This is a genomic window from Intestinimonas sp. (assembly GCF_026169115.1).
GTDB lineage: Bacteria > Bacillota > Clostridia > Oscillospirales > Oscillospiraceae > Intestinimonas.
Genome location: NZ_JAPFEA010000020.1, coordinates 12,005 through 27,166 on the forward strand (window position 1 = coordinate 12,005; position 15,162 = coordinate 27,166).

The window sequence follows — 15,162 nt, forward strand, 5'->3', positions numbered from 1 at the left end:
CTCCTTATCTCACCGTAATGGTGACGTTTCCCTGTAAATCGGTGCGGTAGATATCGCAGCCCGCCGTGCTCAGCCGGAGCAGGGTCTCCGGGGCGGGGTGTCCATAGGTATTGTAGCCGCAGGAGATCACCGCCGTCTCCGGCGTCACTGTCTCCAGCAGGAGCTCCGAGGCGGCATATTTGGAGCCGTGATGGCCCGCCAGGAGCACATCCACATCGGGCAGCTGCCCGTACTTCACCAGCCGCCCCTCCACCACCTGGTCCATGTCCCCGGTGATGAGGGCGGCAAAGTTATCCGTCTCACACAGCAGGCTCAGCCCCTCCTCGTTGGTATCCCCGCTCCCCAGAGGGCCGTACAAGGTGAGGGCGGCGTTCCCGAAGTCCAGCACCACGTCGTTCCACACCAGCATGGCCGGGACGCCCCGCCCCGACGCCTGGGCCAGAAGCTCGGTCTGGAGTTCTGGGGCCTCGATCACTTTGGGCAGGGCCAGATTGGACACCTCCAGCCGGTCCAGGAGGGTGGACACCCCGTTGGCGTGGTCGCTGTGGCAGTGGGTGAGCACCAGCAGGTCCACCCGCTCAATGCCCATGGTGCTCAGGTAGCCTGCCGCCAGGTCGCCGGCGTCCCCGCCGGTGCTGCCGCAGTCCACCACCGCCACCCGGTCCCCGCAGCGGAGCACCACACACTGGCCCTGGCCCACGTCCAGCACGGTCATGGTGAGGGCTCCCGCCCGGTAGGCCGCGTGGTTGAGCACCAGGGCGGCGGTGAGCACGAGCACAGAGCAGCACAGGGGCGTCAGGGGGCGGCGCGGGCCCTTCATGGTCAGGAAGAGGACCCAGAGCAGGTAAACCACAGCAAGGCCGCCCAGCAGGTAGGGTCCCGCCACCGTCACGGCGGCAAAGGGGGCGTCGGCCAGCCCCCGGACCACCCACAGTGCCAGCCGGGGCAGCACGCCCACCGCCTGACCCAGGGCCGTCCCCAAGGCGGGGAGCAGGAGCTGGACCAGGGCGGTGAGCAGCCCGCCCTGGAAGGTAAGCTGCAAAAGGGGCAGGCACAGCAGGTTGGCGAGGGGTGCAGCCAGCGAAAGGCTGCCGAAGTACCACACCAGCAGCGGCACCGTGAAGACCATGGCCCCCACGGTGACCCCCAGGGAGCCCGCCGCCCACCGGCCCAGCCGGCGGAGCGGACCGGGCCGCTTCTCTTTCTTCTCCGGGGCGGGAACGAGCCCGGTCACATAGTCCCGCACCCGCCCGGAAAAGGCCAGGATACCCGCCACCGAGGCAAAGGAGAGCTGAAGCCCCACGCTCAGCGAGGCGTAGGGGTCCTGGAGCAGGAGCAGCAGCAGGGCCAGGGACAGGCTGGTGGGAGAATCGTTCTCCCGGCCCAGCAGGGGCCCCAACAGCAGCAGGCCGTTCATCACGGCGGCCCGCACCACCGAGGGGGTACAACCCACCGCCAGGGCATAGACCGCCATCAGCGGCAGGACAACAAAAGCGGTGCGGCGGCGGTACCGGCTGCCGGTGAGGGCCACCGCCAGCTGGACCAGGAAGCCCATGTGGAGCCCCGACACCGCCACGGCGTGGGCCAGCCCCACCCGGCGCAGGGCATCGTAGTCCCCCTGGGGCAGACCAGCGGTGTCCCCGGTGAGGAGGGCGGTGACCAGGCCGGCGCTCTCCGCCGGAAAGGCGGCAGCTACGGCCCCCTTGACCGCCTGGGCCCAATGGGCGGGCCTTGCCCAGAGGGGCAGCCGCTCCGGGCGCTCCGCCTCCAGTTTCCGCACATCCCCCGTCAGGTGGACGCCACGGGCAAGGCGGCGCTCCCACCCCTCTGTGAGCCGCTCCGGCGGGCCCTTCCAGTCCGCCGTCACCGTGAGGGCGTCCCCGGGGCGCAGGTCCAGCAGCTCCTCGCCGTCGCCATAGAGTATGGCCCGAAGCACGGGTCCGTTCTCTGTGTCCACCCGCACCTCCACGCCGGCGCCGTAGGCCGTCTCATAGGGCCAGTCGATAACGGCGGCGGAGCGGGCAGACCCGGTCCCGTCCAGCTCCCGGGCTGCGCCCAGGAAGTGGGCGTTGTAGCCCGCCGTCCAGGCCAGACCCGCCGCCACGCCCAGGCATACCAGGGCGCAGCGGCGCCACCGGTCCTCCCGTTTCAGCAGGACCGGCAGGGGCAGGAGCAGGGCCGGCGCCCACAGCCCCTGGCAGGCCAGAAAGACCGCCGCGGCAAAGCCGACGGCCACTGCCGCCAGCTTACGCACGGGGTGCGGAGGGGTCGTCGGTGCGGCCCAGCAGATAGTCGGTGGAGGTCTGGTAGTAGTCCGCCAGCTTGAGGAGGGCCCACACCGGGATCTCCCGCAGGCCCTTTTCGTACCGGCGGTAGACCTCCGGACTCATATTCAGAATCGCCGCTACTTCCTTCTGCTTTAGATCTCTGTCAATACGTGTATCAGCCAGTCGTCTGAAATACATTCCTATCACCTGCTCAACACTACCATACGGTAGGTTTTCGCAGGCAATACAGGACTATACGGTTCTATTTTACCATTTACAGGATTTTAATCAAGAGTGAGATCTCTCCACCAGCCGCCGGATGGGAAAGCAGACAATGGACGGCTGACAGCCGTCCCTATGCACCGAGCACCGGCGGCGTTACGAAGTAAGCCGACGGTGCAAGCAGCGTAGCAACAGAAGACCTGGGGGGTACATCCAATAGGGGGGCCGCAGCCCCCCTGTGCTTGGTCGTTTTAAGGGGAGGATTGTCAAGGAGGGGGAAATCGAAATCCCCCTCCTTGACTGACTCTTTCGCCCCTTTCTGGTCATTCAGAAAGGGGCCCGCCGGAGGCCGTTCTCCATCGGAGATGGAAACAAAATGATTTTCTTCTGAGTAAAAGCAGTTTATATTTGCACCGTTGTCCGCCCTGCCGGGGGCGTTCCTTTCTGCTTGTGCAGAAAGGAACCAAAGACACCCCAGAGAGGGGGGATTCCGATTTCCCCCCTCTCTGGACTCTCCCCCTTGAAACGGCCAACACAGGGGGGCTGCGGCCCCCCTATTGGATGTACCCCCCGGAGTTCTTCTACCGTTGCGCCATTTGCACCGCCGGCTTACTCCGTAACGCCGCCGGTGCTCAAGGGATGGGGAACCACCGCCGGACGGGCGGCTGATAGCCGCCCCTACAAAACCACCGCAAGGAGCGTAGGGGCCGATGTCCCCATCGGCCCGCGTGGCGTGGTTTGTGCCCTGCCCACCCCCTCAGTCACCTTCGGTGACAGCTCCCCCGTCAAGGGGGAGCTGTATTTTGTGGGGCGCGGCCTCCCGGACGCGCCCCACAGCAAAAGAAATACCGCGCCGAAACGCCGGGCCGATGAGGACTCCGGCCCCTACATTCGTCATTCTGAGCGGAGCGAAGAATCCGCGTCCCCTGTTCTTTTGTACCGGGGCAGGAATACGGATTCTTCGCCTGCGGCTCAGAATGACGGGGGTGGGGCGCACCTGTGTGTGCGCCCGCAGGCATGGCGGCCACGCCGCTCTACGGGCATGTAGGGGCGGCAGCCTGCCGCCCGCAGACCGGCGCAGTGCCACGCCGGACGGGCGGCTGATAGCCGCCCCTGCCCACGTCGTCCTGAGCGAAGCGAAGGACCCGTCTCTCCTGCCCTTTCCTGCAACGCCAGGGGCTGGGAGGACGGATTCTTCGGCTTCGCCTCAGAATGACGGAAAATGTATGGGCGCGCCGGGGCCGTCGTGCCCCGCACAAAAGCAGTCCCATACCGACACATTTTCCACCGGAGAAAAACCATCCCCCGGCGGCTGTGCCGCCGGGGGATACGGATGGCGCGTATACGGTCAGCCGGGAGGCCAGGTCATATCCCGTCCGCCCAGCACGTGGAAATGCAGATGGTGGACACTTTGGCCCGCCTGCATCCCCCACAGGGCTTTCGCCCTGCGGGGACCCCGCTTTTCATTATATCTGCTCGGGCGGAATGAATCCGCCCGGCATCAAGGTTTTGGGCTGTGCCCAAAACACTTGGACACGCCTGACGGCGTGCCCCGCTCTGCGGGGACCCGGCGAGCAGGCTGCATCAGCCGGGAGGCCAGGTCATATCCCGTCCGCCCAGCACGTGGAAGTGCAGATGGTGGACGGACTGGCCCGCCTGCTCGCCGATGTTGGAGACCACCCGGTAGCTCGCAAGGCCCAGGTCACGGGCCACCTTGGCGATGACGGCGAAAATGTGGGCCACCACAGCGGCGTTCTCCGGCGTCACCTCGGCCACAGAGCCGATGTGGTCCTTGGGGATGACCAGAAAGTGGGTGGGAGCCTGGGGATCAATGTCGTAGAAGGCGTAGACGGTCTCGTCCTCATACACCTTGTTGGAGGGGATCTCCCCCGCCGCGATCTTGCAGAACAGACAATCGAACATATCATCAACTCCTACCAATCAAATATTACCAGAATAGGACATATAACACAATGTAGCTTCTTCAAATTTTCTTGCCCATTCTTCTGTACAGAAAAATAACGTATTCCCCTGAATGCCATCTGTGGCATAAAACCGTTTTTGGACTCCCAGCTTTTCCAGCTCATGATTTACCGCATCCTGGAAAGAAACATCCAGCCAATCCCCCATAAATTGAGCGTCAAAGCTGCACAGCACACCGTTGATGCGGTAAGACACGTGCATAATCCCGCCTGGGGCCTCCCAATCCACATCGCTGTCATCCTGCGCTGCATCAGAAAAAACAAGCTCTCCCTCGGAGATTGCTTGCAGGCCCTTGATGAAGTTTGGATACATATTTTCAATGCTAAAAACCTCTCCATCGAAAGAGAATACCTGATTGGACACGGGCGTCCATACGCCGGTATCCCAATCAAATTCTCCAACTCCAATCGCGGCCAGAAGCTCACCGAAATCTGAGGGTGGATTTCCTTTCTGAAAGACTTCCTGGACAATGTTCTCCGGAACCGTTAACCCCAGCCCCTGCAAGACCGCAATTTGATGGGAAAGCGGTTGTGAGCCGCGTTCCATCCGTGAATCGAACAGCTGCATATAGTCGGTATCTCTCATGCCCCACAGTCCTTTCCTCAGAATCTGTCCAATCAGGAACATCCTTCGTCAAAAACCATCTAATCGTCTTTAGTATAGCACATCAATGATCGAATGTCATTCTTTTGTCAGGGAAAAATTCGGGGCCGCCTGAACCAGGCAGCCCCGTGTACACTTAGCACGAACCAAATCTATTCTGCTCCGGGATATAGCGATACCCAATGGCGGCCAGTCGCTGTGACATCTCATCCATGTCAACCTGTTGGACCTGACACAGTTCCTCCAGGCTGTCAAATTCATCCCGGAGCTTCGTGTTCACAACGCTCAGCAAAAGATACGGGTCCTGGGGCAGCATGCTCACAGCCCCAGCTTGCCAGCCACGAAGTCATCCACGGTGGCCAGCGCGTCGTCCAGCTTGAGGACGTCGGTGCCGCCACCCATGGCGGAGTCGGGCTTACCGCCGCCCTTGCCGCCGCAGATAGCGGTGACGTGCTTGATGAGGTCGCCGGCCTTGACTCCCTTCTGGACGGCCTCCTTGCCGCAGACGGCCAGGAAGGTGATCTTCCCGTCCCGCACGGCGGAGAGGACGGCCACCACGGCCTGGCTCTTGTCCCGGAGGAAGTCGCCCATCTTGCGCAGGCGGTCGGCGTCGGCGTCGGCCAGGGTGGCGGTGACCAGCTTCAGGCCGCCCACATCCTTGGCCCCCATGAGGAACTGGCCGGCCTCGCTGACGGCCTCCTTGGCCTTGAATGCCTCCACCATATGGCGCAGCTCTCTGAGCTCCTCCATATTCTGCACGGCCTTCTCCCGCAGCTCCCCGGGCTTGGCCTTCAGGGCGGCGGCGGCCTGGAAGAGCATCTCCTGGTTCCGGTTCATGACCTCCAGAGAGGCAAGGCCGGTGGTGGCCTCGATGCGGCGGACGCCGCTGGCCACGGAGAACTCGCTCTCGATGTGGAAGACGCCCACCTTGGCGGTGTTGTCCAGGTGGGTGCCGCCGCAAAACTCCACGGAATAGCCTTCGCCCATGTCCACCACCCGGACGGTGTCACCGTACTTTTCGCCGAAGAGGGCGATAGCCCCCCGCTGCTTGGCCTCCTCGATGGGCAGCACGTCGGTGTGGACGTCGTAGCCCTCCAGCACGGCCTCATTGACCATGGCGGAGACCTGAGCCAATTCCTCGGCGGTCATGGCCGAGAAGTGGGTGAAGTCGAAGCGCAGCTTATCCTCCTCCACCAGGGAGCCGGACTGGTGGACGTGGTCACCCAGCACGGTGCGCAGGGCCTTGTCCAGCAGATGGGTGGCGGAGTGGGCGCGCATGACGGCCTTCCGGCGCTTGACGTCGATGCCGGCGGTGACGGTGTCGCCCAGCTTGAGGACGCCGCCGCTCAGCTTGCCGTAGTGCATATACTTGCCGCCCTTGTTCTTCTGCACGTCGGTGACGGTGAAGACGGTCCCGCCGGCGGTGATGACGCCGTGGTCGGCCACCTGGCCGCCCATCTCAGCATAGAAGGGGGTCTTGTCCAGGACCACGATGCCCTCCACGCCGGGCATGAGCTCCTCGGCCTGCTCGTTCTCCACCACCAGGGCCACCACGCGGGCGTCTTCAATGGTGGTGTGGTCATAGCCCACAAACTCGGTCTCGGGCACGTCCTTACCGAACTCCACGCCGGCCCAGCCCAGGTCGCCCAGGGCCTCCCGGGCCTTGCGGGCCCGCTCCTTCTGCTCCTGCATCAGCTGTTGGAAGCCCTTCTGGTCCACGGTCATGCCCTGCTCCTCCACCATCTCGATGGTGAGGTCGATGGGGAAACCATAGGTGTCGTAGAGCTTGAAGGCGTCGGCGCCGGAGAAGGTCTTCTCCCCCTTGGCCTGGTGCTCGGCGAGCATGTCGTTGAAGATCCTCAGGCCGCCGTCGATGGTGCGGGCGAAGTTCTCCTCCTCGGTGCGGATGACCTTGGTGATATAGTCCTGCCGCTCCCGCAGTTCGGGGTAGTGGCCCTCGTTCTCGTGGATGACGGTGTCGCACACCTCGTAGAGGAAGGGGTCGTTGACGCCCAGGAGCTTGCCGTGGCGGGCGGCCCGGCGCAGGAGACGGCGGAGGACGTAGCCCCGGCCCTCGTTGGAGGGGAGGACGCCGTCGCAGATCATGAAGGTGGCGGAGCGGATATGGTCGGTGATGACCCGGAGGGAGACGTCCTTGGCGGCGGTCTCGCCGTAGTGGGCGTGGGTGATCTCGGATACCTTGTTGGTGATGTTCATAACGGTGTCCACGTCGAAGAGGGAGGCCACGTCCTGGCACACGCAGGCCAGCCGCTCCAGGCCCATGCCGGTGTCGATGTTCTTCTGCTTGAGCTCGGTGTAGTGGTTCTCGCCGTCGTTGTCGAACTGGGAGAAGACCACGTTCCAGACCTCGATATAGCGGTCACAGTCGCAGCCCACGGTGCAGCCGGGCTTGCCGCAGCCCCACTGCTCGCCCCGGTCATAGTAGATCTCGGAGCAGGGGCCGCAGGGACCGGAGCCGTGCTCCCAGAAGTTGTCCTCCTTGCCGAACTTGAAGATGTGGTCGGCGGGGATGCCGATCTCCTCGTTCCAGATGCGGAAGGCCTCATCGTCGGCGGGGGTGGTCTCGTTGCCGGCGAAGACGGAGGGGTAGAGGCGGTTGGGGTCCAGGCCCACCCACTCGGGGCTGGTCAGGAACTCCCAGGCCCAGTGGATGGCCTCGGTCTTGAAGTAGTCGCCGAAGGAGAAGTTGCCCAGCATCTCAAAGTAGGTGCCGTGGCGGGCGGTGTGGCCGATGTTCTCGATGTCGCCGGTGCGGATGCACTTCTGGCAGGTGGTCACCCGGTGACGGGGGGGCTCCTGCTCTCCGGTGAAGAAGGGCTTCATGGGGGCCATGCCGCTGTTGATGAGCAGCAGGCTGGCGTCGTTCTGGGGGATGAGGGAGAAGCTGGGCAGGCGCAGGTGTCCCTTGGTCTCGAAGAACTTCAGGAACATCTCGCGCAGCTCGTTCAGGCCGTAAGGCTTGGTGGGCATGGGAATTACCTCCGTTTATCTCAAATTGATTTTGCGACACACCGGTCTGGGCGGCGGGAAACAAAAAACCGCCCCCGGCCTCAAGCCAGGGGCGGAAAAGCATTTCCACGGTACCACCCTGATTACGCTTCGTTGAAAAAGCGCATCTCATTCCATCCTGTAACGGGGATGATCCGTCCCGGTCCTCCCGGGCGGCTGGTGAAGTGGCTTGCGGACCCGTATCGCGGAGGGCTCTCACCATCCCCTCTCGCTCGTCGCGGCGCGGCCCGCTTGGCTTCGTCTCTGCCTGTAAGCTCATCTATTTTATCACGTTTTGGGGCGTTGTCAACTGGTTTTTCCCGTCCTCGCCCCGTTTTGGAAGCAGAACCGTCCCCAGGAAAAAGAGAACGGGGGGCAGCAGGGCGGCGGCGGCGATGGCGGGGTAGAACACAGCGAGAGTGTCAAACAGGTGCTCCACCACCACCGCAAACATCAGGCAGAAGGAGGGGCTGGCCAGGAAGGCGGTGGACATCAGCAGACAGAAGCCCAGCAGGGACGTGGGCTTTATACAGAAGAGGGCGAAGCCCCCGAAGCCCCACAGACAGGCCACGCCCCCCGTCAGGGCCACCGCCCGGAGCCACTCCCGGACCGTGGGCCGCGCCCAGCCCATCAGCCGGGCCACCGCCGCCCCCATGGGCAAATAGAGGAGGAACAGCAGGAGAATGAATCCCCACAGCGCCCCCGCTCTGCTCTCCACGGCCCCCAGCACGCCCCCGCGGCCCTGTGTGACCCCAAACACGACAGCGACCACCACCACGCCCAGGGCGGAGAGTACAAAATGTCCCCCCGCAAAGCCCAGAAACCGGGCACGGAGGGAGGTATGCTTCGCCATACGATCACCCCTTTCACGGGTATCGTATCACGTCAAATATTGAAAGTCAATTTATTTTTATTGTTTTTCAATAAATTCTTCTTCCCTTTCCCCCTCCCGGTCCAGGGCGGCGATGGGGAGATAGCTACCGATGAGGTAGAGCAGGGGCGGCAGGAGGCCGGTGACCAGCCCGCCGATATAGACCGACCACAGGGAGCCGCCCAGGCCCCAGCTCAGGACCCTGGAGAGGACGGCGAAGAGCCCGTAGGCCGGACAGTTGAGGAGCATGGCGGCCACCAGCAGACCGGTGCCGTGGGGGATGAGGTAGGCCAGGGCCAGCAGCAGCCAGAAGGCGGCTGCCGGGATCAGCAGCAGAAGCAGGGCCTCCTCCACATCGGGCCTGGGCAGAAGGTTTCGCTTCCGGGTCATGCGGCCTGCGGGGACATAGGCCAGCAGCCCGAGGACGATGGGGATCAGGGCGGGCAGGGCGGCGCTGAACCCCAGCGCGGCCCCCTGGAGCTGGAAGGGCAGAACGCCCCGCACGGCGCTCCCCAGGCCCAGCAGCCTGTTCAGCGCCGGGATCAGAACGGTGAGGAGGGAAACGGCAGCCGTCAGGATCAGATGGCTCCGACAAAATTCCAGCAAAATGGGCCGCAGCAGCCGCTTCATGGCGATCCCTCCCTTCCTCATGGCTCGGCGGCCTCCTCTGGGAGGCCGCCGGCTGTTATCAGATCATATTATAGCACAAATTTCTCAGATTTCCAGACTTAGTTTTTGTGCAGAACTATTGTGGGCTCAGCTCCACCCGGCGGCGGAGGAGGGAAAGGGGCTTCACCGGGCGGGGCAGGCGCATCTTGAAGCGCATCTCCGGCTTTTTGGGCTCCTGGAGGGGGAGACCGTCCATGTCCTCCATCTCCGGCGCGGCAAAGGTCATGGGCGTCAGGCCGGGAGAGAGCAGCTCCACCTCCATCCCGGCGGAAAACTTGTTGCGCAGGGAGAGGACGGCATTTCCGGCGGCGTCGCAGGTCTCCACCATGGCACAGACCTGGTAATCCCGGATGTAGCGGGCGTCGCCGGTGTACTGCCCCGGCGGGCCGTAATAAAAGCCGGTGGCGTAGGGCCGGTGGGAGACCTTGTCCAGCTCATCCCGCCAGACGGCGTCCAGGGGCTCCCCGGACAGGGCGGCGTCGATCCCGTGGCGGTAGGCCCCGGTGACCACAGCGGCGTAGTAGGCCGACTTGGCCCGGCCCTCGATCTTCAAAGAGCTCAGTCCGGCCTCCAGGAGCTCGGGCAGGTGGTCGATCATGCACATGTCCCGGCTGTTCATGATAAAGGTCTCATTGTCCTCCTCATAGACGGGGAAGTACTCCCCGGGCCGCTTCTCCTCCACCAGGGCATACTTGTAGCGGCAGGGCTGGGCGCACATGCCCCGCTGGGCGTCCCGCCCCGTCATGTAGTTGGAGAGCAGGCACCGCCCCGAATAGCTCACACACATGGCCCCGTGGACAAAGGCTTCGATCTCCAGCTCCTTGGGGGTCTTGGCCCGGATGGTGCGGATCTCCTCCAGGGAGAGCTCCCGGGCCAGGATGACCCGGCTGGCCCCCAGGTCGTACCAGCTCTGGGCCACCGCGTGGTTGGTGACGCCGGCCTGGGTGGAGATATGGCGCTGGAGATGGGGGGCGTACTTCTCAGCCATGCGGAAGACCCCCAGGTCGGCGATGATGGCGGCGTCCACCCCCACGCTGTCCAGGTACTCCAGCCACTCCGGCAGCCGGTCCACCTCCTCGCACCGGGGCATGGTGTTGCAGGTCACATGGACCCGTACCCCCCGGCTGTGGCACAGCTCCACCGCCTCCCGCAGCTCTTTGCGGTCAAAGTTGCCGGCGAAGGCCCGCATGCCGAAGTCACCCCCGGCCAGGTACACCGCGTCGGCGCCGTAGGCCACCACCATCCGCAGCCGTTCCATGTCCCCCGCCGGGGCCAACAGCTCAATGCTCATGCTCATGCTCCTCCTGTTGCAAAGAGGGCCGCCGTACCCGGCGGCCCTCCAATGTCTTTGTTAATTGCCCCGCTGCTGGGCGATGAAGTTCTGCTGCGCTTCCAGGCTCTGGAAGAAAGAGTGGGTGCCGTCGCTGCCCAGGGCATAGTAGTAATAGCCCGTGTTCTCCGGCTCCATGGCGGCCCGGATGGCGGCCAGACCTGGGTTGGAGATGGGTCCGGGGGGCAGGCCCTTGTTGGTGTAGGTGTTATAGGGCGTGTCGGCGGTATAGTCCTCCGAGGTGATGGTGCGCCCCAGGGCGTAGACCAGGGTGGCGTCGATCTGCAAATAGCCCTGGGTGCCGGCGTTGGGGTTGTTGAGGCGGTTATAGATGACAGAGGAGATGGTGGCCCGGTCATTGCCGTCGGTCTCCCGCTCGATCATGGAGGCCATGATGACCATATCCCGGACGGTATACCCCTTCTCCTGGACCTGGGCCCGCATCTCGTCGGTAAAGCGGCGGTCAAAGTTCACCAGCATCTTGTTGATGACCATTTTGGGGTCCTCGCCCATATAGAACTCGTAGGTATCGGGGAAGAGGTAGCCCTCCAGCCGGTGGTAATCGCCCAGAGGGATCTCCTGGAGGAAGGAGAAGGCATAGTCATGGGAGGCCGCCATGGACTGGAGCTTCTCCACCGTGGAGACCCCCTTCTCATCCAGGCGCTGGAAGATCTGATCCACGGTGAAGCCCTCGGGGATGGTGACGGTGACCATCTGCCGGCTGGCCGAGTTGGAGCCCAGGTTGGTGACGATGGCCCGGTAGTCCATGTCGGTGTCCAGCTGATAGGTGCCGGGGGTCATCTTTTCCTCCGCGTTGGAGAACAGGGAGAAGAGCCCAAAAACCAGTTTGAACTCGATGATGCCGTTCTCCTTGAGCTGGTCGGCCACATACCCCAGATCGGCCACCTCGATGGTCTTGGTCTTGGTGCCCTCGTCGGTCTTCACCTCCACCTCTTTCTCGGTGAAGATGTCCTCCGGCAGGGTGATGATGGCAGAGTGCTCCTCCTTGTTGAGGGCCAGCACGTCGTTGGCCGCCACCCAGCCCACCGCCGCCAGCAGGGTGGAGATGCCGATGACAAAGGCCACATACAGCAGGGTACCCAGCAGGCTGACGCCCTTTTTCTTTCTCCCTCTCCTGCGGACGGTGCGCTCGCTCCCCTCCCGGGGCTGCTCACGCCGTCCGGCGGGACTTTTTCTTTCCTCTTGTGACATAGGCAGTTTCTCCTTCCGGTGCGCGTCGCGGGGAACCCATTGCAGTCCCGCCACATAGAATAGGCCAGTTGGAGGGAAACCCCACCGGCTGGACCGGCGGTCCTCCAAACTCTGAAAACGAGGTGTGTCGTTCATGTTCGGTAACAATGGTAGCTGCTGCTGGATCATCCTGATCCTCATCCTGGTGTGCTGCTGCTGCGGCGGCGGGAACAGCTGTGGCTGTGGGTGCAGCTGCAACAATAACAACAACTGCGGCTGCGGGTGCGGCTGCAACAATAACAACAGCTGCGGCTGCGACCCCTGCTGCTAAGTCCCCTGTAACTGCCTCCCCGGCCTACTTACAGCACCGCAGTCCTCCCTCCGGGGCGGAGCCAGCCGGCTCCGCCTCTTTTTTGCTCAGATATGGGACGGGTCCTCCAGCCGGCGCTCCTCCGTCAGCACCAGGTCTACCGCCCTGTCGTGGTCCTCCACGGGCAACGTCTTCTGGAGCAGACACGCCCGGCAGAGGCCCGCCGTCCGCCCCCCGAATCCGGTCAGATAGCGGTCATAGTAGCCGCCCCCCTGACCCAGACGGCGGCGGGACAGGTCATAGCACAGGGCGGGGACCAGGATGAGGTCAATGTCCCCCTTCTCCACCACGGGACAGGCATCACCGGGCTCCGGGATGCCATAGGCCCCGGGGCGCAGCTCCGCCCAGCTCCGGACCAGCCGGGTCTCCATGGCCCTGCCGGGCAGGCACCGGGGCAGGAGCACCCGCTTGCCGGAGCGCCACAGCCCCTCCAAAAGGGGGCGGGTGTCCGGCTCGGTCCCCACGCCGCAAAAAAGGAGGACAGTATGGGCCTGGGCCGTCCAGGGCAGGGTCAGGAACCGGTCCGTCAGGGTCTGGTCGCTCCGCCGGCGCTCCGCCGGGTCCAGGGCGGCTGCCCTTGCCCGGATGGCCGCCCGCAGCGCGGCCTTGTCAGCCCCGGTACAGGATGCCATCGGCGATCTTCCGGGCCGCCTCAGCGCCTTTGAGGACCTCCACCAGCTTCAATCCGAAGGGGAAGGCGGCTCCGGCGGCCTGGGCGGTGATGATCTTCCCGTCCGTCACCACCTGGGCCTGCCGGTCCACCTGGGCCGTCCCCATCTCCTCCCACACACAGGGATGACAGGTGACGGGGCGGCCCTCCAGCATGCCCATGTGGGCCAGAATGGAGGGGGCGGCGCAGATGGCCGCCAGCCAGCAGCCCAGGTCCCTGGCCTTCTGGATGAGGGCGGTGGCAAAGAGGTCCATCTGGATGGAGGCCACGCCGCCCAGCCCGCCGGGCAGCACCAGCATCTCCATGTCCTCCGTCTTCACCTGTTCCAGGGTGAGGTCGGCGGTGACGGTGACGCCGTGGCTCCCCGTCACCTGGGGGCCCTCCAGGCCCACATAGGCCACCTCCACCCCGGCCCGCCGCAGCAGGTCCCCGGGGACGATGGCCTCGGCCTCCTCAAAGCCCTCTCCCAGCAGAATATATACCATGGATCATTCTCCTCCGATGATTTGTGTGATAACCCCTCACAGCAGGGGGCTGACCCGGTCCCAGATCTGCCGGTGGATGACCTCCGGCGGGAGGACCGCCCCCTGCGCATCCACGCAGGAGATCCGCTCCCAGTCGCACAGCCCGGCGGCGGCCAGGGCCGCCCTCCGGCACCGGCGGAGGTAGGCCGTATCCACCTCGTGGATGTCCCCGGTGGTGTGGGTCTCCCCCTCCCGGCGGCGGAGCATCTCCACCGCCTGGTCAGTGGGCATGTCCAGATAGAGGACCAGGTCCGGGGCGGGCAGCCCCAGCTTGTCATATTCAAAGTCAAAGAGCCAGCGCAGGAAGGGCTCCCTGTCCCCCTCCGGCAGCTTGCTGGTCTGGTGGACAGCATTGGAGGTAGTGTAGCGGTCAGACAGGATGAGCCCTCCCGCCTCATACTCCGCCCCCCACACCTTTTTGTAAGAGGCGTACCGGTCCACCGCGTAAAAGGAGGAGGCGGCGTAGGCGTTCACGTCGTCGGGCCGGGACCCGAACTCGCCCCCCAGGTACATCCGCACCAGGGCCGACGAGGGCTCCTGATACTGGGGAAAGACGATGCGGTGGAAGGGTTTGCCCTCCGCCTCCATCCGCCGGCAGAGAAGGCCGAACTGGGTGGACTTACCCGACCCGTCGGTACCCTCCAGCACAATGAGTCTGCCCTTCACGTCCCCTTCTCCCCCTTTCCACGCGCCCCGAAGGCGGACACCAGGAAGAGGGGCAGCCGCGCCATCCGACCAATGCGGCTGGGCTCCCGAATCAGCCGGTAGAGCCACTCCAGACCCAGTTTCTGCCAGCCCTCCGGGGCCCGCTCCACCACGCCGGCGAAGACATCCAGGCTCCCGCCCAGCCCGGCCATGAGCCGTGCGCCGGTGGCGGGGCCGTTTTTGACCATCCAGTACTCCTGCTTGGGGGCCCCCAGGCAGACGAAGACCACATCGGCCCCGGCCGCCCGGATGTCCTCTACCACGGCCTCGTCCTCCTGAAAGTACCCGTCGTGGGTGCCGCAGATGGTGAGGCCGGGGTACCCGGCCTCCAGCCGGGCGGCGGCGGTCTCGGCCACGCCGGGCTTGGCCCCCAGCAGATAGAGCCGCAGCCCGCTCCGGGCCATGTGCTCCATGAGCTTTCCCGCAAAGTCGATGCCGGGGCAGCGCCCTTTCAGGGGCCGGCCCAGGATCTTGGCGGCGTACACCACCCCAATGCCATCGGGGAGGACCAGATCGGCCCCGTTGAGGGCCTGGCGGAAGGGCTCCTCCCGCCGGGCGCGGTCCACCAGCTCCGGGTTGGGGGTCACCACATAGTGGAAGCCCCCCTCCTCTATCATACCGGCGGCCCGCTTGGCCGCCTCGTCCAGGGTCAGGTCGTCAAAGCCGACCCCCATGATCTCTGTCCGCAAGGCACATGCCTCCATTTTCATCATTCTCAGCCATCATACCACACCCCTGCCCAAAAGTC

15 protein-coding genes and 1 pseudogene are annotated in these 15,162 nt (G+C 64.5%); 1 reads left to right on the forward strand and 15 read right to left on the reverse strand.

Annotated elements, in window-relative coordinates; genetic code table 11:
- Window positions 1–4: 4 nt before the first annotated feature.
- The 11 genes and pseudogenes from Q0Y09_RS01800 to mltG form a co-directional block, all read right to left on the reverse strand.
- The gene (locus Q0Y09_RS01800) at window positions 5–2,254 is read right to left on the reverse strand and encodes a DNA internalization-related competence protein ComEC/Rec2 (protein ID WP_297716796.1); all 2,250 of its coding nucleotides are present in this window, start codon (window positions 2,252–2,254) and stop codon (window positions 5–7) included.
- Window positions 2,247–2,465: a helix-turn-helix transcriptional regulator gene (locus Q0Y09_RS01805; protein WP_297716799.1), complete on the reverse strand. Its 219-nt coding sequence runs from the start codon at window positions 2,463–2,465 to the stop codon at window positions 2,247–2,249. Before Q0Y09_RS01805 ends, Q0Y09_RS01800 begins: the two co-directional genes overlap by 8 nt.
- A gap of 1,372 nt (window positions 2,466–3,837) precedes the next feature.
- Window positions 3,838–3,918 (reverse strand): annotated as a pseudogene (locus tag Q0Y09_RS01810) (HIT domain-containing protein); the annotation flags it as partial.
- 155 nt (window positions 3,919–4,073) lie between these two features.
- Window positions 4,074–4,412 (reverse strand): histidine triad nucleotide-binding protein, encoded by a 339-nt coding sequence (locus tag Q0Y09_RS01815; protein ID WP_297716800.1) that lies wholly within the window; start codon window positions 4,410–4,412, stop codon window positions 4,074–4,076.
- A gap of 18 nt (window positions 4,413–4,430) precedes the next feature.
- Window positions 4,431–5,057 (reverse strand): hypothetical protein, encoded by a 627-nt coding sequence (locus tag Q0Y09_RS01820; RefSeq protein WP_297716802.1) that lies wholly within the window; start codon window positions 5,055–5,057, stop codon window positions 4,431–4,433.
- 154 nt (window positions 5,058–5,211) lie between these two features.
- Window positions 5,212–5,391: a DUF4250 domain-containing protein gene (locus Q0Y09_RS01825; RefSeq protein WP_297716804.1), complete on the reverse strand. Its 180-nt coding sequence runs from the start codon at window positions 5,389–5,391 to the stop codon at window positions 5,212–5,214.
- A 2-nt stretch (window positions 5,392–5,393) separates the two neighbouring features.
- Window positions 5,394–8,066, reverse strand: coding sequence for an alanine--tRNA ligase (gene alaS / locus Q0Y09_RS01830; RefSeq protein WP_297716806.1), 2,673 nt, complete (start codon window positions 8,064–8,066; stop codon window positions 5,394–5,396).
- 298 nt (window positions 8,067–8,364) lie between these two features.
- Complete coding sequence (locus Q0Y09_RS01835; RefSeq protein ID WP_297716808.1) at window positions 8,365–8,937, reverse strand: hypothetical protein; 573 nt, start codon at window positions 8,935–8,937, stop codon at window positions 8,365–8,367.
- Between the two features lie 57 nt (window positions 8,938–8,994).
- On the reverse strand, window positions 8,995–9,606 hold the full coding sequence (locus tag Q0Y09_RS01840; protein WP_297716810.1) for a hypothetical protein: 612 nt from the start codon (window positions 9,604–9,606) through the stop codon (window positions 8,995–8,997).
- A 94-nt stretch (window positions 9,607–9,700) separates the two neighbouring features.
- On the reverse strand, window positions 9,701–10,915 hold the full coding sequence (locus Q0Y09_RS01845) for a U32 family peptidase (protein WP_297716812.1): 1,215 nt from the start codon (window positions 10,913–10,915) through the stop codon (window positions 9,701–9,703).
- Between the two features lie 60 nt (window positions 10,916–10,975).
- Window positions 10,976–12,166 carry an endolytic transglycosylase MltG gene (gene mltG / locus Q0Y09_RS01850; protein WP_297716814.1) on the reverse strand — a complete coding sequence of 397 codons (1,191 nt, stop codon included), beginning with the start codon at window positions 12,164–12,166 and terminating at the stop codon, window positions 10,976–10,978.
- A gap of 133 nt (window positions 12,167–12,299) precedes the next feature.
- On the opposite strand from mltG, the gene Q0Y09_RS01855 reads away from it, so the two are divergent.
- The gene (locus tag Q0Y09_RS01855) at window positions 12,300–12,476 is read left to right on the forward strand and encodes a hypothetical protein (RefSeq protein WP_297716816.1); all 177 of its coding nucleotides are present in this window, start codon (window positions 12,300–12,302) and stop codon (window positions 12,474–12,476) included.
- A gap of 86 nt (window positions 12,477–12,562) precedes the next feature.
- Here Q0Y09_RS01855 and Q0Y09_RS01860 read toward each other — a convergent pair whose 3' ends face one another.
- Genes Q0Y09_RS01860 through Q0Y09_RS01875 form a run of 4 tightly spaced genes read right to left on the reverse strand, consistent with a single transcriptional unit; the run spans window position 12,563 to window position 15,103 of the window.
- A complete protein-coding gene (locus Q0Y09_RS01860; protein WP_297716818.1) occupies window positions 12,563–13,147 on the reverse strand; it encodes a 5-formyltetrahydrofolate cyclo-ligase in 585 nt (194 codons plus the stop codon).
- A complete protein-coding gene (locus tag Q0Y09_RS01865; RefSeq protein WP_297716820.1) occupies window positions 13,125–13,670 on the reverse strand; it encodes a DJ-1 family glyoxalase III in 546 nt (181 codons plus the stop codon). Before Q0Y09_RS01865 ends, Q0Y09_RS01860 begins: the two co-directional genes overlap by 23 nt.
- A gap of 36 nt (window positions 13,671–13,706) precedes the next feature.
- The gene (locus Q0Y09_RS01870; RefSeq protein ID WP_297716822.1) at window positions 13,707–14,375 is read right to left on the reverse strand and encodes a thymidylate kinase; all 669 of its coding nucleotides are present in this window, start codon (window positions 14,373–14,375) and stop codon (window positions 13,707–13,709) included.
- Window positions 14,372–15,103 carry a WecB/TagA/CpsF family glycosyltransferase gene (locus Q0Y09_RS01875; RefSeq protein ID WP_297716824.1) on the reverse strand — a complete coding sequence of 244 codons (732 nt, stop codon included), beginning with the start codon at window positions 15,101–15,103 and terminating at the stop codon, window positions 14,372–14,374. Before Q0Y09_RS01875 ends, Q0Y09_RS01870 begins: the two co-directional genes overlap by 4 nt.
- Between the last annotated feature and the right edge of the window lie 59 nt (window positions 15,104–15,162).

What these genes read in the sequence shown, in the direction of transcription:
- mltG (WP_297716814.1), bottom strand. Translation starts at nt 12,166, where the DNA reads ATGTCACAAGAGGAAAGAAAAAGTCCCGCCGGACGGCGTGAGCAGCCC.
- Q0Y09_RS01855 (WP_297716816.1), top strand. Translation starts at nt 12,300, where the DNA reads ATGTTCGGTAACAATGGTAGCTGCTGCTGGATCATCCTGATCCTCATC.
- Q0Y09_RS01845 (WP_297716812.1), bottom strand. Translation starts at nt 10,915, where the DNA reads ATGAGCATTGAGCTGTTGGCCCCGGCGGGGGACATGGAACGGCTGCGG.
- Q0Y09_RS01865 (WP_297716820.1), bottom strand. Translation starts at nt 13,670, where the DNA reads ATGGTATATATTCTGCTGGGAGAGGGCTTTGAGGAGGCCGAGGCCATC.
- Q0Y09_RS01825 (WP_297716804.1), bottom strand. Translation starts at nt 5,391, where the DNA reads ATGCTGCCCCAGGACCCGTATCTTTTGCTGAGCGTTGTGAACACGAAG.
- Q0Y09_RS01820 (WP_297716802.1), bottom strand. Translation starts at nt 5,057, where the DNA reads ATGAGAGATACCGACTATATGCAGCTGTTCGATTCACGGATGGAACGC.
- Q0Y09_RS01805 (WP_297716799.1), bottom strand. Translation starts at nt 2,465, where the DNA reads ATGTATTTCAGACGACTGGCTGATACACGTATTGACAGAGATCTAAAG.
- Q0Y09_RS01835 (WP_297716808.1), bottom strand. Translation starts at nt 8,937, where the DNA reads ATGGCGAAGCATACCTCCCTCCGTGCCCGGTTTCTGGGCTTTGCGGGG.
- Q0Y09_RS01840 (WP_297716810.1), bottom strand. Translation starts at nt 9,606, where the DNA reads ATGAGGAAGGGAGGGATCGCCATGAAGCGGCTGCTGCGGCCCATTTTG.
- alaS (WP_297716806.1), bottom strand. Translation starts at nt 8,066, where the DNA reads ATGCCCACCAAGCCTTACGGCCTGAACGAGCTGCGCGAGATGTTCCTG.
- Q0Y09_RS01860 (WP_297716818.1), bottom strand. Translation starts at nt 13,147, where the DNA reads ATGGCATCCTGTACCGGGGCTGACAAGGCCGCGCTGCGGGCGGCCATC.
- Q0Y09_RS01815 (WP_297716800.1), bottom strand. Translation starts at nt 4,412, where the DNA reads ATGTTCGATTGTCTGTTCTGCAAGATCGCGGCGGGGGAGATCCCCTCC.